This is a genomic window from Streptomyces sp. NBC_00510 (assembly GCA_036013505.1).
Lineage (GTDB): Bacteria > Actinomycetota > Actinomycetes > Streptomycetales > Streptomycetaceae > Actinacidiphila.
Map to the genome: position 1 here is coordinate 3,299,658 of CP107851.1, position 24,093 is coordinate 3,323,750.

Sequence of the window (24,093 nt, forward strand, 5' to 3'; positions counted from 1 at the left end):
GGACGAAGGGCTGGGACCGCTCAGTGCAGGACCTTCTCCTTGAAGCGCTGGAACTCCTCCTCGGTCAGGTCGCCCCTCGCCTTGAGCTCCGAGAGCTTCGCGAGCGCGTCGACCCCGCCCGTCGCCGTGCCGGCGCCGCCCGCGGTCTCGCGGATGTAGTCGTCGAACGCCTTCTGACGGGTGCGCGCCTGCTCCGCCTCGCGCTTGCCCATGCCCGAGCCGCGGAAGAGGAGGTAGGCGAGGATCCCGATGAAGGGGAGGACCAGCACGAAGAGCAGCCAGGCCGCCTTGGCCCATCCGTTCATGGTGTCGTCGCGGAAGACGTCCATCACGACGCGGACGATGAGGAAGATCCAGATCACCCACAGGAAGATCCACATCATCGTCCAGAACGCGCCCAGGACCGGGTAGTCGTAGGCCAGGTACATGTGACCGGTCATTTCCGTCTCCTCCTGGCGCCCGCCCCGTGCGGTTCCGGGGAGGGCGCGGGCCCGTGGCGGATGCCCGCCCGTGAAGCTGCGCGGTGGGCCGGGGTCAACCGTCCGACGCCGCCGCCTCCTTGGCCGGCTCCCGCGGTTCGCCCTCCTTGAGGCCGAGGGACAGCTGCCCGTCCTTGACGTCGGCGACGACCGTGTCCCCGGGGTTGAGGGTGCCGTCGAGCAGCATGTTGGAGAGCCTGTTGTCGAGTTCGGTCTGGATGGTGCGGCGCAACGGCCGTGCTCCGAACTCCGGTTGGTAGCCCCGGTCGGCCAGCCATTCCTTGGCGGCCTGGGTGACCTCGAGGCCGACCTGCTGGGCGTGGAGCCTGCGGCGGCTGCGCTCCAGCAGGAGGTCGACGATCTGCACGAGGTCCGACCGGGTCAGCGCGTGGAAGACGATGATCTCGTCGATGCGGTTGAGGAACTCGGGCCGGAAGTGCGCCTGGAGCTCGGCCATCAGGTCGTCCCTGATGTCGTCGATGGCCCCTTCGTGGTCGAGGATGTGCTTGGAGGCGATGTTGCTGGTCATGATGACCACGGTGTTCCGGAAGTCCACCGTGCGGCCCTGGGCGTCGGTGAGGCGCCCGTCGTCCAGCACCTGCAGCAGCAGGTTGAAGACGTCCGGGTGGGCCTTCTCGACCTCGTCGAACAGCACGACGCTGTACGGCTTGCGGCGCACCGCCTCGGTGAGCTGCCCGGCCTCCTCGTACCCGACGTAGCCGGGCGGGGAGCCGACGAGCCGGGAGACGGTGTGCTTCTCCTGGAACTCGCTCATGTCGAAGCGGATCATGCGCTCGGGGTCGCCGAAGAGGAGCTCGGCGAGCGCCTTGGCGAGCTCCGTCTTGCCGACGCCGGTCGGTCCGAGGAAGAGGAAGCTGCCGGTGGGCCGGTCGGGGTCGCCCATGCCGGCGCGGCCGCGGCGCACGGCCTGGGCCACGGCGTCGACCGCCTCGTCCTGGCCGATCACCCGCCGGTGGAGGTCCTCCTCCAGCTTCATCAGCCGCTCGCGTTCGGTCTCGTTCAGCTGGGAGACGGGGATGCCGGTGCGCGCCGACAGCACTTCGGCGATGTCCTCGGCCGTGACGCCGGGGGTCTGTTCGCGTTCCGCGGTGACCGCGGCGCGTTCGTTCTCCAGCTCCCGGATCCGCTCCTTGAGGCCGCCGGCACGTTCGAAGTCCTCGGTGCTGACGGCCTCGTCCTTCTCGCGGCGGAGCTTGGTCAGGCGCTCCTCCAGCTCGTCGGACGGGCCCGGGCCGCCCAGGGAGCGCAGGCCCACGCGGGCGCCGGCCTGGTCCATGAGGTCGATCGCCTTGTCGGGCAGGAAGCGGTCGCTGATGTACCGGTCGGACAGGGCGGCCGCGGCGTCCAGTGCCTCGTCGGTGTAACGCACCTGGTGGTGCGCCTCGTAGGAGTCGCGCAGCCCGCGCAGGATCTCGACCGTCTCGTCGACGGAGGGCTCGGGGACCATCACGGGCTGGAAGCGGCGCTCGAGGGCGGCGTCCTTCTCGATGTACCTGCGGTACTCGTCGATGGTGGTGGCGCCGACCACGCTCAGGTCGCCGCGGGCCAGGGCGGGTTTGAGGATGTTCCCCGCGTCCATGGCGCCCTCGCCGCCCGCCCCGGCGCCGACGACGGTGTGGAGTTCGTCGATGAACAGGATGACGCTGCTCTTCGCCGCGGTGACCTCGTCGATCACCTTCTTCAGGCGTTCCTCGAACTCGCCCCGGTACTTGGAGCCGGCCACGAGTCCGGCCAGGTCCAGGCCGACCACCCTGCGGTCCCGGAGCGTCCTGGGCACCTCGCCGGCCACGACGCGCTGCGCGAGGCCCTCGACGATGGCGGTCTTGCCGACGCCGGGGTCGCCGATGAGCACGGGGTTGTTCTTCGTCCGCCGGGACAGCACCTCGACGGTCTGCTCGATCTCCTCGCCCCGGCCGATCACCGGGTCCAGCCGTCCGGCGCGCGCCTCCTCGGTGAGGTCCCGGCCGTACTCGTCCAGGGTCGGGGTGTCGGTCGGCGCGGACCGGGGGCGGCCGCCCTTGCCGGCGAGGGCCGTGGGATCGGCGCCCTCGGAGCGCATCTCGAGGCCGGAGCGGGGGTCGTCCGCGAGCGCGGCGAGGATGTGCTCCGGGCCGATGTAGGAGGCGCCGGAGGCCTGGGAGCGCGCATGGGCGGCGAGCAGGGCGCGTTTCGCGGCCGGGGTCAGCGCGGGCTCCCCGCTGCCGGTGCCCGAGGGCAGGATCGCGCCCACGTCCTCGGCCAGCCGGTCGGGGTCCACGCCCGCCTGCTCCAGCAGCTGCCTGCCCGCCGGTACGCGGGTGGCCGCCCACAGCAGGTGCTCGGTGTCGAGGTCGGCGCCGTCGGCGGCCGCCCGGCTCGCGGCGGCCGCCAGCAGTTCGTTCGAGGAGTCGCTGAGCAGGCGCCCGATGGGGACGCGCTGGACCGCGGGCGGCGACGCCGCGGGACTCATCCCGAAGAAGCGGTTGAAGAGGTCGGAGAACGGGTCGCCGGACCCGAAGGGGGAAGTCGTCACCTTGCCCACCCGTCCGGCGGGCCCACAACGGCTGAGTGGCGCCCGCCGTAGTCGATTTGCCCGTACTCCACCAGTGTTGGCCCGATCGGACGCGCGTGCCACCGGGGGTCCCGGCCGGTGACCGGACGCGGCGCGGCGCCGCCGCTCAGCCGGTCCGGGCGGCGGCCGCGGCGTCGCGGTGCGCCGGGGGCACCGGCAGCACGTCCGGCATCTCCCGGGCGGGGTTGCCGGCCCAGTGGGCCCCCGGCGGCATCTCCTCGCCCTTCATCAGGAAGGAGTCGGGCGCGAGGACCGCCTCGTCGCCCATCGTCACCCCGTAGTGCACGAGGGCACCGACGCCGAGCGTGCAGCCGGCCCCGAGGGCGCTGTGGTCGGACTTGAAGGTGCCGTCCTCCTGGGAGTGGCACTGGATGCGGCTGCCCTCGTTGAGGACGCACTCGTCCCCGACGGCGACCAGGGAACGCTCCGGGAAGTAGCAGCCGTCGTCGAAGACCCGCCGGCCCACCCGGACGCCGAGCCAGCGCCAGATGACGCTCTTGAAGGGCGTGCCGTTGAAGACCATGATCGCCTCGCTCACGCTCGTGACCTTCCAGTACCGCTCGTGCCGCCAGAAGGGACGTTCGTAGATCGAGCAGTACAGCGGCCGCAGCCCCCGGAAGCCGGTGGCGATGCGTTCGGACAGCACCATGTCGGCGACCGTGAAGGCGAGCGTGAGGATGTTGGCGAGCGCGATCACCGACACCCCGAGCGCGTCGTAGAGGTCCGCGGCCACCGACACCACGAGCGCCACCCAGAAGAAGAACACCCACCGCACGAGCAGGTGCAGCGCCATGGTGGAGACGTTGTGCTTGTTCTTGGCCGCCAGGCGGCGCCGGAAGGTCTCGCCGTCCTTGAGGTGGTCGAACTTGCTGTCGCGCAGGACGGACCGCGGGATCTCGAAGCTGGGCGAGCCCAGCAGGCCGACGCCCTCCCGCACCTTCCCGTCCACCGGGACCATGACCTTGGTCGCCAGGAGGCAGTTGTCCCCCGTCCTGCCCTGCGACGGGTAGGCGACGTAGTTGCCGACGAAGTTGTGCGGCCCGATGGTGACGCGCGAGACGCAGAAGGACGAGCTGGAGAAGTCGGCGTTGATGATCGACAGTCCGTCGGCCACCATCGTCCCCCGGCCGACGGCGCTGAGGAACGGGTTGTCCTGCTTCATGATCGTGCCGAAGTTCGACCCGGTCTGCTCCACGTGGGAGAGCCGGTAGCCCAGGCCGCCGAGGTAGTGGACGATGGCCGAGCTGTCGCCGAACAGGGTCTTGAAGAAACGCCGGTTGGTCAGGAATCCGATGGTCCGGTGCATCCCGTACCGGAAGCCGAACAGGGGGTAGACCGTGTCCGGCCGGACGGCCCGGTTCAGCACGCGCGGGACCGTCACCGTGAACAGCAGGCCGAGCACCACCGCGCCGAAGAACAGGGCGGCCGAGGTGACCAGGGCGTCGGAGTAGAACGACCAGGTCGTCAGCGCCCTGGGGCCGGGCTCCAGGAGCGAGGCGAACTGCGGCACGGCGGCGAACAGCAGCACCGAGCCGGCGACGGCCAGCGGCACGTAGACCAGGACCGCTCCCAGCAATTGCGAGAGGGAGTAGCCCGCCCTGCGCGCGGTGCCGCAGCGGGCCGGGCCGACGGCCCGGTAGTCGACCTCGGCGGGCTGGGCGGGGGACCCGTGCCAGTGCTCGCCGTCGGGGACGCGCTGGCCGGCGTGGAGCGAGGAGGCGTGCCCGAGCTGGGTGCCGTCGCCCATGACCGTGTCGATGTCGATCACCGTCACCTCGCCGACCAGCACGTCCTTGCCGAGCGTGACGGGTCCGGTCCGGATCACCCCGGACTCGGCGCGGTAACAGGAGAAGAGCACGTCCTTGCGGATCACCGTGTCGTCGCCGATGGTGAGCAGGTCGGTGCAGACCGGCACGCGCCGTGACAGCACGGTGACCCGGCGCCCGATCTTCGCGCCGAGTGCCCGCAGGTAGAGCGTGTACAGCGGCGACCCGTGGAAGAACACCAGCGGATCCGACCGGATGAGGGTCTTGACGCACCAGAAGCGCAGGTAGGACAGGCTCCAGATGCGGATCTGCCGGGGCCGCCACCGGCCGACGAGCACCCACTTGGCGACGATCGGGAGCACGCACACCGCGGCGAAGGTCATGCTGCCGAAGGCGATCGCCCGCAGGTAGGTGTCGACCAGGCCCGAGGCCCCGGCGATCCAGTCCACGCCCTTGGTGAGGACGAGCGCGGCCCCGAAGGAGTACGCCACGAAGAAGGCGAGCTGCAGCGTCGCGCACAGCACGTAGTGGGGGGTGCCGGAGGGCGGCCCCACCACCGGCCGTGGCACCGCGGCGCGCGACGGGTCGGCGCCGGTGTACCCGTTCACACCGGGCGCGCCGGGCGCGGACGAGGCGCGTACGGAGCCGGAAGGGGCGGGCGCCCGGGCGGAGGCGGCGGAGGCGGCCGGTGCGGCCTCCTCGAGGGCCGCCGCCAGGCTGCGGACCGTGGGATGGCGGTAGATCTCCTTCATCGACACCGACGGCGCGTCCGGCCGTTTCCTCAGCCGCGCGCAGAAGTGGGCCATCACCAGGGAGTCGGCGCCCAGGTCCTCGAAGAAGTGGCTGTCGACGCGGACCTGCTCGACGTGGACGACGCCGGCCAGGGTCTCCGCGAGGATCCTTTCCGTGCCGGTCCGCGGACCGGCACGATCACCCCCGGCGGCTGAAGCTTCATCCTGATCGCGCCGACCGGCTTCGGCTGATTTGTCCACCATGTGATCCCCTGAGGGTCTACGACCATCCGCGTCCCAGCGGCCCGCTGCCACGAGGGGTCGTGGGCGCCTGTCCGGCCGTACGGGAAGAAGTCGTCTCCTTGCAGTCTCGAACGTCCGGCGCCGGGGCGCCAACCGCCGGGCCCGCGACCGCCGGAACCGTCACTGTGCGTAGGGCGGGCGCGCGCCGCGGAACCACCGCCCGGGCCGCCTTCCTGCCCCGTGGGCCCGTGCGACAGGCCACCGTCGCGGGCTCGTGCCACGATGTGCGGGTGAGCGCGTTCTCGTCACTGCGGGCAACGGGGCAGACTCCGCGCCGCCCCGGCGTGACCACTCCGCGCCTGCGGTTCCTGCGCACCGAGACGGCGGGCGCCGGTTTCCTGCTGGCCGCCACGATCGTCGCCCTGGCCTGGGCCAACCTGGCGCCGGGCAACTACGAGTCGGTGTGGCACACCCATCTGTCGCTCACGCTGGGCTCACGGGGGGTGTCGCTCGACCTGCGGGAGTGGATCAACAGCGGGCTGATGACCCTGTTCTTCTTCATCGTCGGCCTGGAGGCCCGCCGGGAGTTCGACCTCGGCGAGTTCCGCGAACGGACCCGGATCACCCTGCCGACCATGGCCGGACTCGCCGGGATGCTCGTGCCGCTCGCCCTCTACCTCGCCTTCACCCACGGCACCCCGCAAGCGCGCGGCTGGGGCACCGTGATCTCCACCGACACCGCGTTCGCCCTCGGGATGTACGCCCTGCTGGGCCGCAGACTCCCCGCGGCCACCCGGGCGTTCATCCTGACCGCGTCCGTCGTCGACGACTTCATCGCGCTCGCCGTCATCGCGTTCGCGTACACCAGCGGCATCTCGTGGCCCGAACTGTTCGTCGCCATCGGCCTCTTCGCCGTCGGGATCGGGGCGGCCAACTCCATCGTGCGGACCTGCGGCGAGTTCCGCGGCGCCGCCTACGCGCTGACCGGCGTGGCGGTGTGGTTCGCCCTGCTCGGCTCCGGGGTGGACCCGGTCGTGACGGGGCTGGCGCTCGGTCTGATGGCCTGCGACCACCCGGCGCGCGGCGCCGACCTGCGCCGGGCCAGCACGCTCTACCTGCGTTTCAGGGAGCAGCCCACACCCGCACTGGAGCGCAGCGCCCGGCGGGGTCTGGCGCTGTCGGTCTCGCTCAACTCCCGGCTGCAGGAGCTGTTCCGGCCCTGGACCAGCTATCTCATCGTCCCCGCCTTCGCCCTGGCCAACGCCGGCATCACCATCGACGCACGGCAGTTGGCGGCCGCGTTCACCTCCCCCGTCACCCTCGGCATCGTCGTCGCGTACGTGGTGGGCAAACCGCTCGGGATCGTGGGCGCCTCCGCGCTGACCACCCGGCTCAGCCGCGGCCGGCTGCGCCCGGCGGTCGGCTGGGGAGCGGTGGCGGCCGGCGGCACCATCTCCGGCATCGGCTTCACCATCGCCCTCCTCATCGCGGACCGCGCGTTCCAGGGCGGACGGCTCGCCGAGGCGAAGATCGGCATCCTCGCCGCGGTGGTCCTCTCCTTCCTGCTCACCTGGTGCGTGACGCTCGTCCTGAACCGGCTTCCCCGGGCGGTGCGCCGGCGGGCGCTGCTCGGCAAGTCGCAGCAACTGGAGGACCTGGCCGTCCCCGTGGACCCGGAGCGCGACCACGTCCGCGGCCCGCACGACGCCCTGGTCACCGTCGTCGAGTACGGCGACTTCGAGTGCCCCTACTGCGGCGAGGCGGAGCCCGTCATCCGCGACCTGCTCGCCGACTTCGGCGACGTCCGTTACGTGTGGCGCCACCTGCCGCTCGCCGACGTGCACCCCCACGCCGTCCAGGCCGCCCGCGCCACGGAGGCCGCCGCCGAGCAGGACCGCTTCTGGGAGATGCACGACCAGATCTTCGCCCACCCCCAGGCGCTCGACTCTCGGGGACTCGAACGCCTGGCCACGGCGATCGGTCTCGACATCGAGCGCTTCCGGCGTGACGTCGAGACCCGCTCCGTCGCGGTCCGGGTCGCCGAGGACGCCGAGTCCGCGGACCTGAGCAATGTGTCGGGGACCCCGACGTTCTTCATCAACGGCCGCCGCCACTACCGCGCGTACGACATCGAGAGCCTCTCGGCCGGGGTCCGCGGCGCGCTGGAGCGCGCGAAGGCGGCCCTCCACCACTGACTCCCCGGGGCTCTGTCGTACCGGGCCCGTAGGCTCCCGGTACCGCAAGCACGAACCGGGAGGGACGCCCCATGGACGAGACGGTGGTCGCCGACCTCGAGGCCCTCGCCACCGGGCTGGCGGACCCCGACGCCGACGTCGACGCCCTCCACGTGCTGGAGCGGCGGCTGCTCGCCGCCCGCGACGCGGCCCTCGTCCCTGCGCTGGAGGCCCACCTCGCGGCCGCGGTGGAGGCGCGGGGCTGGTACGCGCGCGCCGTTCTCGCCGGGATCCTCGTGCACACGGCGGGCCGTGCCGCGCTGACGGCACTGCTGCGCGCCCACGCCCGGGACCTCGGGGACGACCAGGACTCCCTCACGGCGGAGCTGACCCACCTCGCCGAGGAGGACCCCGCCTCCGCCCGCGCGCTGCTGCTCCCCTGGACCCTCGATCCGGACCCGGAACTGCGGCGGACGGCGTTCTGGCTGCTCGGCCACGTGCGGCACGCGTCCGACGTCGAACGGCTCGCGCGGGCCGCCGCGGACCCGGACGAGGGCGTCCGCCGCACGGTGGCGGGGGCGCTGACCGGGCATTGCGGGACCGATCCGGGGGCCGTCGTCGTCCTGACCGGGCTGCTCTCCGACGCCTCGCCGCGCGTGCGGATCTCGGCCCTGAGCAGCCTCGGTTTCGCACGGCGCCCGGAGACCCTGCCGGCGATCCGCGGGCTCGCGGACGACCCCGACGAGAGGGTCCGTTCCTGGGTGTCCGTCGCACTCGCCCGTTTCCCCGCCCGGTACGGCGCCGGTTGATCAGGGCGGCCGGAGGGTTGGGGCGGCGTACGGGGGACGCGAACCTGCCGAGCACCGCCGGACCGCGGGCGAGGTGGAGCGCGACCGGAGCCCCGCCGACGGGGCGGGCCCCACCGCGCGTGCCGTGGCCCGCGGCGCACCCGGTGTTACGTTGGTCAGTGCTCCAGGGTTGTGGAAACCGCCCGCGGCACCCCGCCGGGCAGTCGTCCGGAACCGCGCCCGCCCCCCGACCGACGCTCCCCGTCACCTGGCCGGACGCGGCCCGGTGCCCTGCCGGACGGCGCGCGGCGTGGTAGGAATCGGGCAGGGGTCCGGTGGTGAGTGGAGCACGCGTGATCCGGGTATTGGTGGTCGACGACGAGGCCCTGATCCGTACGGGCTTCCAGCGCATCCTCGACGCGGCGGACGACATCGAGGTCGTGGGTGCGGTGCCCGGCGGGCAGGCGATCCGTACGGCGCAGGACGCCCAGCCCGACGTCGTCCTGCTGGACATCAGGATGCCCGACGTGGACGGCCTCACCGTCCTGGCCGGGCTCCGGCGGCTGCCGCAGCCTCCGGTGGTGGCGATGCTGACGACCTTCGACATGGACGAGTACGTGACGACGGCGCTCCGCTCGGGCGCGGCCGGTTTCCTGCTGAAGGACACCGACCCCGAGGAACTGCCCTTCCTGGTGCGGACCCTGGCCGACGGCGGTGCCGTGCTGTCGTCCAAGGTCACCCGGACGGTCGTGGACGGCTACCTGGGCGCCGGCCCGCAGGAGCCGGCGGCCCGCGGCGTGGCCCGGCTGACGGAGCGCGAGCGCGCCGTCCTGCTGCTGGTCGCCGAGGGCCTGTCGAACGCGGACATCGCCGGGCGGATGCACCTGGGGACGGGCACGGTGAAGGACCATGTGAGCGCCATCCTGACCAAGCTGCAGGTGGGCAGCCGGGTGCAGGCCGCGCTGCTCGCGGAGCGCGCGGGGCTGCTCAAGCGGCCGCAGGACGGTGAGGGCGGATGAGGTTCCGGCGTCCGACGCCCATGGCGATGGACCTCGTCGTCGTCGCGGTGGCGCTGTTCGACATCTGGGTCAACGTCGACCCCGAGGAGCCGGTACGCCTCGGGTGCGCCCTCGGCGGCGCCGTCGCCCTGATGCTGCGCCGGCGTCTGCCGCTGGTCACCTTCGTGCTGGCGCTGCCCGCCGTGCTGGTCTCGGACGCGGCCTTCGCCACGCTGGCCGCGCTCTACACCCTCGCCTCGCTCTCCCAGCGCCGGTGGCTGCTGGCCGGCTGCGCGCTGGCCTTCACGATCGCCGACATGGCGCCGTGGCCCGCGCCGAAGTTCGACCTGTCCGAGCCCTCGACCCTGATCACCCTGAGCTACACCGCCGCGACGGCCGCCGCACCGGTCTTCCTGGGCCAGCTCGTGCAGGCCCGGCGGGACCTGTCGCTGCGGCTCACCGAGATCTCGGAGGCCCGTGACCACGAGCGGCTGCTCACCGCGCAGACCGTACTGGCCAAGGAACGCGCCCAGCTCGCCCGCGAGATGCACGACGTGGTCTCCCACCAGGTCAGCCTGATCGCCGTACGGGCCGGGGCGCTCCAGGTCGGCACGCAGGACGCCGAGGTCAAGGAGGCCGCGGCGACGATCCGGCGGCTGAGCGTGCAGACCCTGGACGAGCTGCGGCACATGGTGAGCGTGCTGCGCGCCGCCGGCGGCCGGCCCACGGAGCTGACCCCGCAGCCTTCCCTCGCGGACCTGGAACGGCTGGTGAGCGGCAGCGGCATCGAGGCCGAGCTGCAACCTGACCTGCCGGACGGGCTGCCGCCGACGGTGCAGCGCGCGGTCTACCGCACCGTCCAGGAGGCGCTGACCAATGTGCGCAAGCACGCGCCCGGGGCCTCTGCACGGGTCCGTATCCACCGCCAGGGCGGCACCGTCCGGGTCACGGTCACCAACACCGCCCCCACCCGGCCCGCGCTCCCCCTGCCCAGCGCCCACTACGGCCTCGTGGGCCTGCGGCAACGCGCCGCGCTGCTCGGCGGCACCGTCACCTCGGGCCCGACCGCCGACGGCGGCTACGAGCTCAGGCTGGAACTGCCCGCCGCGGGCACCTGAAGCGGCGCCGCCCGGCCCCGCTCCGCGGCCGCCGCCCGCACCCGGCGTGCCAGGAGCTTGCCGAGCTCCCACAGCAGCAGCAGGACGACGGCGGACAGCAGGGCCCAGCCGAACTGCCGCAGGTTGATCCCGGTGGTGCCCAGGATGCGCCGGAAGCCGTCCATCTGGGTCACCAGGACGGCGAGGACGAACTCGCCCAGGGCCGCCCAGTTCATCTGCTTGCTGTCGAAGGTGGTGGTCGTGAGGACGGAGGCGGTTTCGCTGCGGCACTCGAACGCGGCCACGATCAGGCAGAGCGCGAAGGCGGTGAAGGCCATCGAGTTGCCGACGGCGGCGCTGTGGAAGTGGCTCTCCCCCACCTTGATCAGGGCCAGCAGGATGGCGGTGATCGCCAGCCCGCTCAGCCCCACGGTGATCAGCACGGGCCTGGTGAGCACGGACTGCCCCCGGGGCCGGGGCGTGCGGCGCATCAGGCCGGGGCTCTCCTGGTCGAAGCCGAGGGCGAAGCCGAAGGGGGCGTTGACGACGAAGTGCACCCACAGGACCTGGGCGGGGGTGAAGGGTTCACCGGCGGCGATGTTGAGCAGGGTCGCGCCGAGGAAGGTCAGGACGAAGGTGACCAGCAGCAGGAGGACGAAGCGGATGTACTTGGTGAGGTTGTCGTAGAGCTTCCGGCCCTCCTCCACGGCGTGGATGATCGTGGCGAAGTTGTCGTCGGACAGGATCATGCGGCCGGCGTTCTTGGCGACGTCGGTGCCGCTGCCCATGGCGATGCCGATGTCCGAGGCCTTGATGGCGGGGGCGTCGTTGACGCCGTCGCCGGTCATCGCCACCACCTCGCCCTTCTTCTTGAGGGTGTCGGCGAGCAGGACCTTGTGCTCGGGGGCGACCCGTCCGACCACGCCGATGTCGTCGATGCGGGCGAGGCGTTCCTCCTCCGGCAGGGCGGCGAAGTCCGCGCCGAGCATCGCCTCCCCGGGGATGCCGAGCTGCCGCGCGATGGCGGCGCCGGTGGTGACGTCGTCGCCGGTCACCATGCGGACCCTGATGTGGGCGGCCTGGGCGTCCGCCACCGCGTCCCGGGACTCGTCGCGGGGCGGGTCGATCATGCCGACGAGGCTGGTCATCCGCAGGTCGGTGACGAGGGCGAGGAGGTCGCCGGCGGGGTCGAAGCCGACGGGGTCCAGGTCGCGGGTGGCGGCGGCCATGACGCGGCGTCCCTCGCCGCCCATCCGCTCGGTGGCCCCCTGGGCGCGCCGGCTGAGGTCGTCGTCCCAGGGAACGGTCGTGCCGGCGGACAGCGCGGTCGCGGCCCGTGCCATCACGGCCGGCGCCGCGCCCTTGACGAAGCACCGTACGACCGGGCGGCCCGAGGCGTCGGTGGCCGAGTGGAAGGTGGCCATCAGCTTGTAGCCGGGGTCGAACGGCAGGGTGGCCAGCCGGGGCAGCCGTTCGCGGGTGGCCTCGATGTCCAGCCCGGCCTTGTGGCCGAGGACGAGCAGTGCGCCCTCGGTGGGGTCGCCCACCACCGTGCCGTCCACCAGCTTGGCGTCGCTGGCCACCACGTACGGCAGGATCGCGTCCTCGATGCCCGCGGAGGAGCCCGCGGCGTGGTGGATCCTGCCCTCCAGGCCGTAGCCGGTGCCGGAGACGGTGTAGCGGTCGGTGGGGCTGACCACCTCGACGGCGGTCATCTGGTTCATCGTCAGGGTGCCGGTCTTGTCGGAGTTGATGGCGGAGGTGAAGCCGAGGGTCTCGACCGAGGGCAGTTCCTTCACGATCGCGTTGCGCCGGGCGAGGTTGAGGCTGCCGACCGAGAGGATCACCTGGGTCACCGTGGGCAGCGCCTCGGGGATCGCGGCGATGGCCAGGGACACCGCGCTGACGAACAGCGCGTCCCACTCCTGGCCGCGGGCACGGCCGAGGGCGAACATCACGACCATCGTCAGGCCCGCGGCCGCGGCGATCCACAGGGTGAGGTCGTCGAGCTCCTTGGTCAGCGGCGACTGCTCCTTGGCGGTGGCCGACAGCATCCCGGAGATCTTCCCCAGCTCCGTGCCCGAGCCCGTGCCGGTGACGATCAGGACACCGCTCCCGTGCGTGACGGGGGTGTTCATGAAGGCCATGTTGGTCTGGTCGCCGGGCCCGAGGGGGGTGGCGCCCGCGGGCAGGGTGCCGGTGTCCTTGGCGGCGGGGACGCTCTCGCCGGTCAGCGCGGACTCGTCGATCTGCAGGGCGTTGGCCCGGACGATCCGCCCGTCGGCCGGCACCTGGTCGCCGGCGGCGATGAGCACGATGTCGCCCGCCACGACGCCCTCGGCCGGGATCTCCGACTCGGTGCCGTCGCGCCGCACCCGCGCGGTCGCCTTCATCATCGACTTCAGTGCGTTCATCGCGCTCTCGGCCTTGCCCTCCTGGCGCAGCCCGACGACCGCGTTGAGCAGGGTCAGCAGGACCAGGAGGATGCCGGTGCTCCACTGGGCGATCAGGAACGAGACGACGGCCGCGGCGACCAGGATGATCTGCATGTAGCTGCGGTACTGGTCGAGGAAGCGCCGCCACGCGGGCGGCGTTTTCTCCTCGGGCAGCGCGTTCGGGCCGTGCGCGGCGAGCAGTTCCGTCACCCGCGTGGCCGGCAGGCCGACGTCCGGGTCGACCTCGAACGCCATGGCAACGTCCTGCGGGGACCGCGCGTACCAGCCTTCCGGTGACGCGGGCCCTTCCCCCTCCGGCTTGGGCTGCACCGTCATCGTCCTGCCTCCGATCCGGTCGCTGCGTCGGGCCGTCCGGCGGTCCGGCGGTCCGGCGGTCCCGGGCCTAGGGGCGCCGCGCGTCCTTCGTCCGCCGCCGGGGCGCGTACGGGTCGGCCGGCGCCCCTTGCGGGGCCTCGGCCTCCAACTCCCGCCGGGCGGCGAGCAGGTCGCGCCGGGCCTCCTCGCCGACCGTGGGGTACTGGGGGTCGATCTCCATCAGCGTGTGGGCGAGCACCGCCGCGGCGCAGATCCGCGCGAACCACTTCCGGTCCGCCGGGACGACGTACCAGGGGGCGTGCTTGGTGCTCGTCGCCGACAGCATCTCGGAGAAGGCCTTCTGGTACTCGTCCCAGTGGCGGCGCTCCCGTACGTCGGCGGCGGAGAACTTCCAGTTCTTCTCGGGGAGGTCGATCCGCTTCAGGAAGCGGGCGCGCTGCTCCTCCTTGGAGAGGTTGAGGAAGACCTTGACGACCTTGAAGCCGTTGTCGGTCAGGTAGCGCTCCCAGTTGTTGATCTCCCGGTAGCGGCGCTCCCAGATGCCCGCGCCCTTGGGCTGCTCCGGCAGCTTCTGCCGCTGGAGGATCTCGTGGTGCACCCGGACGACGAGCACCTCCTCGTAGTGGGAGCGGTTGTAGATCGCGATCTCGCCCCGCGCGGGCAGCCGCTGCGCGTAGCGCCACAGGTAGTCGTGGTCGAGCTCCTCCGCGGAGGGCACCTTGAAGCTGCTGACCCGCACGCCCTGCGGGTTCACCCCGCTCATGACGTGACGGATGGTGCCGTCCTTGCCCCCGGCGTCGAGTGCCTGGAGGCAGAGCAGCACCCCGTAGGTGTCCTGGGCGGCCAGCCGCGCCTGGTACTCGGCCAGCAGCGACACGCCCGTGCTCAGCAGTCCGACGCCGTCCCGCTTCTTCAGGCTGCCCTTGTACCGGGGGTCGAAGTCCCTGGCCAGGTCCACGGTGGACCCGGGCTCCACACGCAGCGGCTCGATGAACGCGGCTATGCGCCTGGCCTGCGTGTCCGCCATCGCCGTCCGGCCTTTCTACGAGCGGGGATACCCGCCACGGTCCGCCGCCCCGGACGGTGCGTCAAACGGACCGGGTCCGTTCGCCTGAACGGGCGGCGCCGGCCGCGGACCGGATCGGCGGCCGGGCCTGCCCGCACCTGCGCCACTCCCGCGGGCTGCAGCCGAACCGGTCGTGGAACCAGCGGGAGAACGCGCTGAGCGACGAGAAGCCCAGCAGACGGGAGACCTCCGTGAGCGACCGGTACGGGCCGGCCACGAACTGCCGCGCCAGGTCCATGCGGGTGGCGTTGAGCAGCGAGGAGAACGTCTCGCCCGAGCGGGCCAGGTGCCGGTGGAGGGTGCGCCGGTCGACGCCGAGGCTGCGCGCGACCTGCTCGATCGAGCAGCGGCCGGAAGGCAGCACCTCGATCAGTTCCCGCACCCGGTCCACGACGGTGGCGTCCCGGGGACCCGCGAGCACCTGCGGCTGCCCGCCCACGTACCCGGGCGGGCGGTCCGCGGTGGCGTTGCGGGCGTCGAGGTCGTCGGCCCGCAGGAGGATGCCGTCGAACTCCCGGTCGAACTGCACGACCGGGCCGAACAGCCGCCGGTACGTCACCGTGTCCGCCGGTGCGGGATGGGCGAACCACACCGAGAGCGGCTGCCAGTGGGGGTGCAGCACCTCGCGCAGGGTCCGGTGGTAGGCGGCGACGGCCAGTTCCGTGGCCTGCCGGGCCTCCATCGGCACGCCGAGCCGTACGCCCACCTTGAGGGCGGCGAGTCCGTCCCCCTCGGACAGCCGGGCGTCCAGCACCTCGTTGTACCCGCGCTGGTGCCGGATCAGGACGCCGAGCACACCGCGGACGTCGGGCTCCTGACGGACGACCAGGCCGATGGGACCGAGGTCGCGGAAGCGGCGGAACTCCGCGAGGAGCAGCCCGAAGTCCTCGCGCCCGGAGGCCTCCGCCGAGAGTTCCAGCACCTGTGCCACGGCCGCGCCGGAGATCCACCGCTCCGGGCCGGCGAGCGTCGCGACGTCCAGGCCAACGCGCCTCATCAGCGTCCGCGGGTCGATGCCGAGGGAGCGGCTCAGCTCGGCGTATGGCACGCGGCGGAGTCGGCAACGTAGCACGGCACCCGGCCCGGTCTTCGTCAGCCTCGACGCCGGCGGGCGGGCCGGTCAGCCCGCAGGCGCGGGGAGGGCCTGCTCGGTCCAGATCGTCTTGCCGTCCTCCGCGTACCGCGTGCCCCACAGGTCGGCGAGCTGGGCGACGATGAACAGCCCACGCCCGCCTTCGTCCACGGTGCGCGCGTGCAGCAGGTGCGGGGCGGCGGGGCTGGTGTCCCGGACCTCGCAGGTCAGCATCCGGTCGTTGATGAGGCGCAGCCGCATCGGGGGGCTCCCGTAGCGGATCGCGTTGGTGACCAGTTCGCTGACGATCAGCTCGGCGTTGAAGACGGTGTCCTCGTCCGCTCCCCACTCGGCGAGCCGGTCGCGGACCAGGGCCCGCGCGGTGGCGACCGCCGTACGGTCGTCCGCGAGCGGCCAGGCGGCGACGCGGTCCGGCGGGAAGGGGCGCGTGCGGGCCAGCAGGAGCATCGGCACCCCGCGGTCGACGCCACCGGGAAGCGTGTACATGATCTCGTCGCAGAGATCCTGGAGCGGACGTTCCCGCCCCGGCCGGCCGCCCTTGAGCGGTGTGGAACCGCCCGCCAGGTGCAGGGACAGCACCGGCGAGCTGGTGAAGGCCAGGACACTTCCCTCCGGGATGTCGAGCTCGGCGGCGGCGAAGGGCGTCCCCCCTGCGGTGCCCAGGCGCGGCCCGTCCGGGATCTCCGGGATCTGCGCACTGCCGTCCGGCCGTACGATCACCGGCGCGAGATGACCGGCGCGGGCCATCGTGCATCTGCGGGTCAGCGGGTCGTACACGGCGTACATGCAGGCGGCGGTGAGGGCCTCCCGGTGCAGCGGGTCGGCGGGCGGCAGCGAGGCGCGCTCGGCGGCAAGGTGCGTCGTGATGTCGTTGAGCCGGGCCAGCAGTTCGTCGGGCTCCAGGTCGAACGCGCTCAGCGAGCGGATGACGGTACGCAACTGGCCCATGCCGGCGGTGGCGTGGATGCCCTGTCCCGCCACGTCCCCGACGACCAGCGCGGTGCGGGCGCTGGACAGCGGGATCGTGTCGTACCAGGACCCCGCCGCGCTCTCCCTCGCCGCCGACAGGTAGGCGGTCTCCAGCGCGGTGTGCGAGACGGGGCGACGGGGCAGCAATTGCCGCCGCACCGTGGCGGCGACGCTGTGCTCCCGGGTGTAGCGGCGGGCGTTGTCGACGCACAGGGCAGTGTGGTCGGCCAGCTGCAGCGCGATCTCGACGTCGTCCTCCGTGAAGGGCTCCAGGCGTTCCGTGCGGTAGAGGCTGATCAGCCCGAGTACCGTCCCGCGCAGTGTCAGCGGCACCGTGAGCAGCGTCCGCGTCCCCGAGGCGCGGATCGCCTCGGCGCGGGCGGGGTCGGTGGCCAGCCACGGCAGCCCGGCGTGCAGCCGCACCACGCGGGGCCGCAGGTCGGACAGCGCCTGGGTGTACGGGGTCGGGTCGGGCAGGCTCCGCACGTCGCCCACCGGGTACGCCTGGGGCTGCCCGAGGCCGGCGCTGCTCCCGAACGCGGCCCGCCGCAACGGGGTCCCCAGGGGGAGCGGCGACAGCGGCGGGTCGTCGCCGCGGACCACGTCGTCGACGACCTCCACCACGACGACGTCGGCGAAGGCGGGCACCACGGCGTCGACGAGTTCCTCGCAGGTCACCACCACGTCCAGGGTGCGGCCCACGCGATCGCGCACCGCGTTGAGGACGCGCAGCCGGGCACGCCCCTTCTCCCTCTCGGTCACGTCGACCAGGGCGAGCGCGACGCCCAGGACCGTCCCGTCCGGGTCCTCCAGCCGGAAGACGGAGAGCGAGTAGGAATGCGCCTCGCCGTCCCCGGTCAGCGGGTACGTCCGCACGAGGTCCTCGATCAGCGGGACGCCGGTCTCCAGCACCTGGCGCAGGCGCACCTCCACGTCGTCGGGCGAGACGACGGGATAGGCGTCGCGGAAGTACCGCCCGAGGAGGTCCTCCGAGCGCACCCCGCGCATGGCAGGGGTGCCCATGTTGACGCGGACCACCCGCAGGTCCGGGTCGAGGACGTGCAGGCCGACCGGCGACTGGGTGAACAGGGCGCGCAGGATCGCCGCCTCCGCGTCACCCATGGGAGCGGGCGGGCTGCCGTGCGCCACTGGAACCACCTCCGTCGGCGCCCGCCCGGTGGACACCGGACGGGCGCCGCCTACGGCCGTCCTCCCAGGTTTAGTGCGAACCACCGCGACCGGCGACCCGGGCGGCCCGGATGCCTGACACCGCCCGGACACACCGCCCCGCCCGCCTCAGGACTCGGACAGCGGCTGCTCCGCCCAGATGGTCTTCCCGCCCGCGGTGTAGCGGCTGCCCCAGCGGCTGGAGAGCTGGGCGATGAGGAACAGCCCGCGGCCGCCCTCGTCGGACAGCCGGGCCCGGCGCAGCCGGGGCTGGGTCTGGCTCGGGTCGGACACCTCGCAGACCAGGGTGTCGTCGCGGATCAGGCGCAGCCCGACGGGGTCGCCGCCGTAGCGGATCGCGTTGGTGACCAGCTCACTGGTGATGAGTTCGGTCGTGAACGCCAGGTGCTTGAGGTCCCACAGCTGCAGCTGGCTCTCCACCGCGGTCCTGGCCCGCGCCACGACGGCGGGATCGGCGGGGAACTCCCAGGTGGCGACGGAGCCGGGCGGCAGGGGGCGCATACGGGCGACGAGCAGCGTGACGTCGTCGCCGGGCGGTTCTGCCAGGAGTTCTTCGAGGATCGCGCGGCCCGTCTGGGTGGGGGTGCGGGTCCCGCCGGGGTCCGTGGCGAGCACCGAGCACAGACGCCCGAGCCGCTCCTGCGCGGAGCCGTCGGGGTGGGACAGGAGCGGCTCGTTGAAGAACGCCAGCACACTGCCCGGGGGGACCTCGAAGCCGACCGGCTCGAAGGGCAGGCTGTCCACGCCCAGCGCCGGACCGGGCTTGAGGCCGATCACCTCGGCGGGGGCGCCCGGCGCGGCGTACACCGGCGCGGGATGCCCGGCGCTCGCCATCTCGCAGCGGCCCTCGACGGGGTCGTAGACGCAGTACAGGCAGGTGGCGCCGACCGCGCTGCCGCCCGCCGTGCCGTCCTGGTCCTCGCCGTGCGGCGGGGCGACGTCGCCGAGCCTGACGACGAGGTCGTCCATGTGGGCCAGGAGTTCACCGGGCGGCAGGTCGAGGTCGGCCAGGGTCTGCACCGCCGTGCGGAGCCTGCCCATGGTGGCCGCCGCGTTCAGGCCGTGGCCGGTGACGTCGCCGCTGACCAGCGCCAGCCGGCTGGAGGACAGCGGGATCACGTCGAACCAGGCGCCGCCGACCGCTTCCGTCGTGCCCGCCGGTACGTAGCTGCCGGCGGTCAGCACCCCGGTGGTCTCGGTGATCGACGGCGGGAGCAGGCTGCGCTGGAGCGCCTCGACGGTGCGGTGCTCGCGCGTGTAGCGGCGGGCGTTGTCCAGGCCCAGGGAGGCCCGTGAGGCGAGCTCCTCCGCGAGGCCCGCGTCGCCCAGGCCGTACGGGGGCAGGGCGGCGGTCCGCCACATCACCAGGACGCCGAGCACCAGGCCGCGGGCGATCAGCGGCACGCTCAGGAAGGACGCCGCCGTGTCGGGCAGCAGCAGCCGGCTGCGTTCGAGGTCCCCGGCCAGGCCCTCGCGCCAGGAGGTCAGGTCCGACCTGAAGACGGCGGCGCCGCCGCGCAGGTGGTCGCTCTCCAGGCTGCGCAGGCGGAAACCGGCGCCCCGGGGGTGGATCTCGGGGGGCCACGAGCCGTCGAAGGAGGCCACCGCGACCCTGCGGAAGGGGGCACCGAGCCGGAACTCGCCGGGCTCCTGGCCGATCAGCACGGTGTGGGTGAGATCCACGGCGGCCAGGTCGGCGAAACGGTGGGAGACGAGCACGTCCACGAGTTCCTGGGCGACCCTGGCGACGTCCAGGCTGCGTCCGATGCCCTCCGCGGCGGCGTGCATCAACTCCATGCGCTGGCGGGCGGCGTGCTCCTGGGTGACGTCGGTGAAGATGACGGCGACCCCGACGGGGCGGTCGTTCGCGCCGTGCAGCCGGAAGGCGGAGAAGGACGCCACCCTTTTGACGTCCGGTGTCCCCTGGCGCCGGGCGCTGTGCACCCAGTCGACCAGCGGCTCCCCGGTCTCGGCCACGTGCCGCAGTTGCTCCCGGAGCGCCGCCGCGTCCTTGGGGAGCAGCACGTCCTCGACGGTCCAGTCCGTCGGATCCACGCGGACGCCGGCTCCCGGCGGAAGGTCGACGCCGGAGACGAGGTTGAACCGGGTGGTCTCCAGCGCCATGTCGTGGATCGCGAGGCCGACGTGCCGCTGCCGGAAGAGGGCCCTGAGCAGTGCCTCGTCCTCCTTGCGGCGTTCGGACACCGCGCGGGGTGTGACGGTCACGACCATCCCCCCGGCCGGCCCGCCGCCCGCGGCCATCGGCTGCACCCGCAGCCGTACCGGGACCGCGGTGCCGTCGCTGTGCCGCAGCTCGGCGTCGTCCTCCGCTTCGGCGGCGCGGGCCGCGGGGAGGAGGCGTGCCCACACCTCCGGGGCCGTCAGGAGTTCGGCGACCGGGTGTCCGCACACCGCCCCGGGGGGCCGTCCGGTCAGCTCGTGCACCGATCCGGTGCACATGAGGACGTCGCCGTGCCCGTCGACGACGAACAGGGCGCCGCTGCCGTCATGCGGCGAGCCGAGGTTGTCCAGGTCGGTGTGTGTAGTCACCCGGTCGTCCGATGTCGTGGTTCCCCCTCCCATTCAAACCCCCGGGAGCCCGCACGCGCATCGCCACCGGGCCCGGTCGGGCGCCGTCGCCGCCGGCGGCTCAGTGCGCGGGGCGGCCGGTGACGTCGACCCGGCCGAACGCCGCGCCGGCGCCCCTCAGGGAGACTTCGCCGGGGGCGAGGCGGTCCACTCCCGGGACGCCGCCGTCCAGGGTGCCGGACAGGAGGGCGGCCAGCTCGGCGGTGGTGACGGGGGTCCGGGGCAGCACGCCGGGCGGGGCGGCGGACGCGGTGACCGTCCACGCGGCGGGCCCGGCGAACACCGACTCCTCCACACCGCGCAGCCATCTCACCAGGGCGCGGCGCGACGAGGACGCGGCCCGCTGGTGCACGACCACCCCGAGCAGCGGCCCGGCCCACCGCGCGAGCCGCTCCGGGGGCCCGGAGGCCGTCACCTCGGGGCCGAAGGGCCGGCCGACCATGAGCAACGGCGTCCCGTGCTCGATCTTCCGCACCTCCGCGCGGAGGTCGCCGTACGGCAGGACGGCCCGGGCGGCGCGGCCGGTGAGCGCGGACAGCGCCGGCCGCTCCCCCCACGCCGCGTCCAGTTCGCCGAGCCACCGGGCCAGTTCGCCGGCCGTGGTGACCGGCCTGCGTTCGAGGACGGCCGCATGCAGGAGAAGTCCGGACTCGTGTGCGAGGGTGTCCGGCCGCGTGCGGACGAGCACCCGGCCGTCCGCGGGGCGCGGCCCGGAGCCGGCCGGACGCCCGTCGCGCGCCTCCAGGCCGATCAGGACGTCGCCTGCGCGGTGGTACAGGGTGACGGCGAGCGGCTCGGGCAGCGGGTCGGCCGGCGCCTCCCGGCGCGGGACCGGTACGGGGAGCAGCGGCGACAGCTGGTGCAGCCACGCGGCGAGCCCGGCCGGATCGGCGACCGGGGCGGTGAGGCGTACGGTGCCCGCGCGCTCGCCCGACGGCACGACGCGCAGGGCGTCCGCGCCGGTGCGGCCCTCCACGCGGAGCTCGACCACGGTCTCCCCCTGCCGGGCACCGCGGTGCGTGGTGGCGCGCAGCGCGTCGGCGCCCTCGGTGGTGAGGTACCGGGCGAGGGCGCCGGTGTCGCCGGCCCGGTGGATCACGCTCCCGTAGTCGGGGAAGACCGGACCGCTCCACACGTCGTACCCGGCGACCGTGTCCCCGAGCAGCTTCCGCCGTACGCCGTCGAGCCAGTCGGCCAGTTCCTCGGAACCGGCCCGCCACAGCAGTGGATCGTCCACCGCGCCCCCTCCCCCGTGTTTTCCGGCACATTAAGTCCGGGGTGTGCCAGGGCCGTCAACTCCCGGCGGCGGATGACCCGTACTGGGGGGCGCGTGGTCGCACGCCAGGGTGCTCCCTGCGCACTTCTGTGTGCAGAGCGCTTACGGAGGCCTACTGTGCGCACATGCCAGCAACCCCGCTAGAACGCGCCGAGCATTTCGTGTGGCTGACCGCACGCGTGCTCGAGCAGCGCAGGTTCGCGTACCACTTCCGGAACGGCCCGGCGGACGCGGTGGAGACCGCGCTGACCGCCTACCGCAACGGCGACGACGGCTACGGCCACGCCCTCGAGCCCGACCTGCGCGGCACGGTCAGCCAGCCGCTGCACGTGGCCCACGCGCTGCGCGTGCTCGACGAGATCGGCAGGTGCACCGGTCAGCGCGCCGAGCGGATCTGCCGCTACGTGACGGCCGTGTCGACCCCGGAGGGCGCGCTGCCCGCGCTCCACCCCTCGCTGCGCGGCTTCCCGGTCGCCCCCTGGCTGCCCCTGGTGGACAACCCTCCGGGCGACCTGCTGGCCAGCGGGCCGGTGGTGGGCACGCTGCACCGCAACGAGGTCTGGCACGCCTGGCTGTTCCGGGCCACGGACTTCTGCTGGGAGGCGATCGAGACCCTCGACAAGACCCACCCCGGCGAGGTCGTGGCCGCGATGGCGTTCCTGGACCACGCGCCCGACCGGGCGCGGGCCCGGGCGGCGGCGGCGCGGCTGGGACGGATCGTGCGCGAGCAGCGGCTCGTCGTACTGGACCCCGGGCGGCCCCCGGAGGCCGCGCCGCCGTCCGGATCCCCGGACGGCGAGCACCGTTTCGCGTACGACTACGCGCGCACGCCGGACTCCCCGGCGCGGGAGTGGTTCACGGACGCGGAGATGGACCGCGCGCTGGACTTCCTGGCGGCCGGCCAGCAGGACGACGGCGGCTGGCCCGCGCGCCGGGCCGCGTGGGCCCCTGGGACGCTGCTGGAGTGGCGGCCGCTGGTCACCCTCGACGCGCTGCTCACCCTGCGGGCGTACGGACGCCTCGCCTGAGGACGGCTCACCCGGCGGCGTCGCGCAGCAGCAGCGCGGCCAGTGCCAGGGCCGTGCCGTGCGGCGCGGCGAGGTCGAGCCCGGTGAGTTCGCAGATCCGGGCCAGCCGGTTGTCGACGGTGTTGGGGTGCAGCCCCAACTGCCGGGCGGTGCTGCGGCGTTCCTGCCGGCTGCCGAGGTAGGTCCGCAGCGTCTCGACCAGGTCCTGGCGGCCCGCGATCGGGTCGAGCAGGGCCGCTATGCGATCGCTGCTCTCGTCGCGCCGTGACAGGTGGTACTCCAGCAGCACGTCGTCGAGCCGGTGCAGCCCCGGCGGCAGCCCTCCGGCGCGCGCCACCCTCAGCACCTCCGTCGCCGTGCGGGCGGCACCGGGGATGTCCTCGGGGCCGGCGGCCGTGACGGCGGCCAGCCGCACGTCCGCGGAGCAGGCGCGGCGCAGCGGTGCGAGCAGGGCGTCGTCGCCGCCCGGCAGCACCGGGTGGCCGGGGACGACGGCGTGGCCGCCGGTGTCGTCGAGCAGGGCCGGCACCTCGGTGCCGAAAGCGCGGTCCAGCGCGGCCTGGGCCCGGCGCGGCCTGCGGTGCGCGGCCGCCGGGGGACGGCCGGCGGCGTCCTCGGGCGGGAAGTGGAGGGCGAGCACGAGGGCGCCGCCCGCCAGGCCCAGCCGCCCGGCGGGGAACCGTTCCGGCGGCAGGGAGCCGTCCAGCAGCGCCCGCACCAGGGCGCGGCGCTCCTCACGGCGCTCTGCGGCGAGCGTGCTCTGCTCGTCCAGGTACGTCTCGGAGACGGCGCCGACGATGCCCTCCTGGATGCCGATGAGGACGTCGGCGAGCTCCGCGAGCGCGGCCTCCTCGCCCGGCCGCGCCACCTCCCGCAGCGCCCGCCACAGCACGGCGGTGCCGCGCAGGTGGCCGCGCAGCACCAGGTGCAGGGGCAGCCCCTCCTCGGCGCGCTGGGCGGCGCGTTCCCTGAAGCGGTCGAAGTCGCCCCGCTCCGGCCGCTCGGCCGGAGTGCCGTGGACGACCCGGCGCAGGAAGAGCCGCAGGCCGTGGCGCGCGGTGGCGGCGAGTTCCCCGTCCTTGACGTCCGAGGGCAGCTCGGCATAGCCGGGGAGGTCGGCGAAGGCGCGCGTCGTCATGGAGCGGGCGATCTCGTGCACCCGGTGCTCGCAGCGCGCCGCGAGAGCGCGGGCCGCGTCGGAGAGGACCGGCAGGGAGTCGACCGCCATCGTCCCACCCTCACTTGCGCATCCGTTGTGACGGGTC

At 73.5% G+C, this 24,093-nt stretch carries 15 protein-coding genes; 5 read left to right on the top strand and 10 right to left on the bottom strand.

The genetic code is table 11. The features are described from left to right. Positions 1-20: 20 nt before the first annotated feature. The 3 genes from OG937_14500 to OG937_14510 form a co-directional block, all read right to left on the bottom strand. Complete coding sequence (locus tag OG937_14500; GenBank protein ID WUD72823.1) at positions 21-440, bottom strand: PLDc N-terminal domain-containing protein; 420 nt, start codon at positions 438-440, stop codon at positions 21-23. Between the two features lie 94 nt (positions 441-534). After that, positions 535-2,949, bottom strand: a complete 2,415-nt coding sequence (locus OG937_14505) for an ATP-dependent Clp protease ATP-binding subunit (protein WUD78736.1) — start codon at positions 2,947-2,949, stop codon at positions 535-537. A 208-nt stretch (positions 2,950-3,157) separates the two neighbouring features. Further along, positions 3,158-5,812 (bottom strand): phosphopantetheine-binding protein, encoded by a 2,655-nt coding sequence (locus tag OG937_14510; GenBank protein ID WUD72824.1) that lies wholly within the window; start codon positions 5,810-5,812, stop codon positions 3,158-3,160. Between the two features lie 323 nt (positions 5,813-6,135). Between OG937_14510 and OG937_14515 the strand changes: the two genes are divergently transcribed. From OG937_14515 to OG937_14530, 4 genes are all read left to right on the top strand, one after another. Then, positions 6,136-7,986, top strand: coding sequence for a Na+/H+ antiporter NhaA (locus OG937_14515; GenBank protein ID WUD72825.1), 1,851 nt, complete (start codon positions 6,136-6,138; stop codon positions 7,984-7,986). 71 nt (positions 7,987-8,057) lie between these two features. Next, the gene (locus OG937_14520) at positions 8,058-8,774 is read left to right on the top strand and encodes a HEAT repeat domain-containing protein (GenBank protein ID WUD72826.1); all 717 of its coding nucleotides are present in this window, start codon (positions 8,058-8,060) and stop codon (positions 8,772-8,774) included. Positions 8,775-9,106: 332 nt separating this feature from the next. Continuing rightward, on the top strand, positions 9,107-9,772 hold the full coding sequence (locus OG937_14525; GenBank protein WUD72827.1) for a response regulator transcription factor: 666 nt from the start codon (positions 9,107-9,109) through the stop codon (positions 9,770-9,772). Continuing rightward, positions 9,769-10,869 (top strand): histidine kinase, encoded by a 1,101-nt coding sequence (locus tag OG937_14530; GenBank protein ID WUD72828.1) that lies wholly within the window; start codon positions 9,769-9,771, stop codon positions 10,867-10,869. Before OG937_14525 ends, OG937_14530 begins: the two co-directional genes overlap by 4 nt. On the opposite strand, the gene OG937_14535 is transcribed toward OG937_14530, so the two are convergent. The 6 genes from OG937_14535 to OG937_14560 all read right to left on the bottom strand — a co-directional run bounded on the left by OG937_14535 (position 10,830) and on the right by OG937_14560 (position 21,761). Continuing rightward, positions 10,830-13,619 carry an HAD-IC family P-type ATPase gene (locus OG937_14535; protein WUD72829.1) on the bottom strand — a complete coding sequence of 930 codons (2,790 nt, stop codon included), beginning with the start codon at positions 13,617-13,619 and terminating at the stop codon, positions 10,830-10,832. The genes OG937_14530 and OG937_14535 overlap by 40 nt on opposite strands. Positions 13,620-13,686: 67 nt before the next feature. After that, entirely contained in the window at positions 13,687-14,646 is a 960-nt protein-coding gene (locus OG937_14540) for a polyphosphate kinase 2 family protein (protein WUD72830.1), read from the bottom strand. A gap of 61 nt (positions 14,647-14,707) precedes the next feature. Next, positions 14,708-15,733, bottom strand: coding sequence for an AraC family transcriptional regulator (locus OG937_14545; GenBank protein ID WUD72831.1), 1,026 nt, complete (start codon positions 15,731-15,733; stop codon positions 14,708-14,710). Between the two features lie 72 nt (positions 15,734-15,805). Next, positions 15,806-17,869, bottom strand: coding sequence for a SpoIIE family protein phosphatase (locus OG937_14550; GenBank protein ID WUD78737.1), 2,064 nt, complete (start codon positions 17,867-17,869; stop codon positions 15,806-15,808). 174 nt (positions 17,870-18,043) lie between these two features. Beyond that, positions 18,044-20,485 (bottom strand): SpoIIE family protein phosphatase, encoded by a 2,442-nt coding sequence (locus OG937_14555; protein ID WUD72832.1) that lies wholly within the window; start codon positions 20,483-20,485, stop codon positions 18,044-18,046. A gap of 100 nt (positions 20,486-20,585) precedes the next feature. Further along, positions 20,586-21,761 (bottom strand): hypothetical protein, encoded by a 1,176-nt coding sequence (locus tag OG937_14560; GenBank protein WUD72833.1) that lies wholly within the window; start codon positions 21,759-21,761, stop codon positions 20,586-20,588. 164 nt (positions 21,762-21,925) lie between these two features. On the opposite strand from OG937_14560, the gene OG937_14565 reads away from it, so the two are divergent. After that, positions 21,926-22,828, top strand: a complete 903-nt coding sequence (locus tag OG937_14565) for a hypothetical protein (protein ID WUD72834.1) — start codon at positions 21,926-21,928, stop codon at positions 22,826-22,828. 7 nt (positions 22,829-22,835) lie between these two features. On the opposite strand, the gene OG937_14570 is transcribed toward OG937_14565, so the two are convergent. Beyond that, a complete protein-coding gene (locus OG937_14570) occupies positions 22,836-24,056 on the bottom strand; it encodes a helix-turn-helix domain-containing protein (GenBank protein WUD72835.1) in 1,221 nt (406 codons plus the stop codon). Positions 24,057-24,093 lie beyond the last annotated feature (37 nt).

Bases quoted from the DNA above. Each gene is read 5' to 3' on its own strand.
- OG937_14550 (WUD78737.1), bottom strand. From the start codon at position 17,869: ATGGGTGACGCGGAGGCGGCGATCCTGCGCGCCCTGTTCACCCAGTCG.
- OG937_14500 (WUD72823.1), bottom strand. From the start codon at position 440: ATGACCGGTCACATGTACCTGGCCTACGACTACCCGGTCCTGGGCGCG.
- OG937_14520 (WUD72826.1), top strand. From the start codon at position 8,058: ATGGACGAGACGGTGGTCGCCGACCTCGAGGCCCTCGCCACCGGGCTG.
- OG937_14505 (WUD78736.1), bottom strand. From the start codon at position 2,949: ATGAGTCCCGCGGCGTCGCCGCCCGCGGTCCAGCGCGTCCCCATCGGG.
- OG937_14535 (WUD72829.1), bottom strand. From the start codon at position 13,619: ATGACGGTGCAGCCCAAGCCGGAGGGGGAAGGGCCCGCGTCACCGGAA.
- OG937_14570 (WUD72835.1), bottom strand. From the start codon at position 24,056: ATGGCGGTCGACTCCCTGCCGGTCCTCTCCGACGCGGCCCGCGCTCTC.
- OG937_14510 (WUD72824.1), bottom strand. From the start codon at position 5,812: ATGGTGGACAAATCAGCCGAAGCCGGTCGGCGCGATCAGGATGAAGCT.
- OG937_14565 (WUD72834.1), top strand. From the start codon at position 21,926: ATGCCAGCAACCCCGCTAGAACGCGCCGAGCATTTCGTGTGGCTGACC.
- OG937_14540 (WUD72830.1), bottom strand. From the start codon at position 14,646: ATGGCGGACACGCAGGCCAGGCGCATAGCCGCGTTCATCGAGCCGCTG.
- OG937_14530 (WUD72828.1), top strand. From the start codon at position 9,769: ATGAGGTTCCGGCGTCCGACGCCCATGGCGATGGACCTCGTCGTCGTC.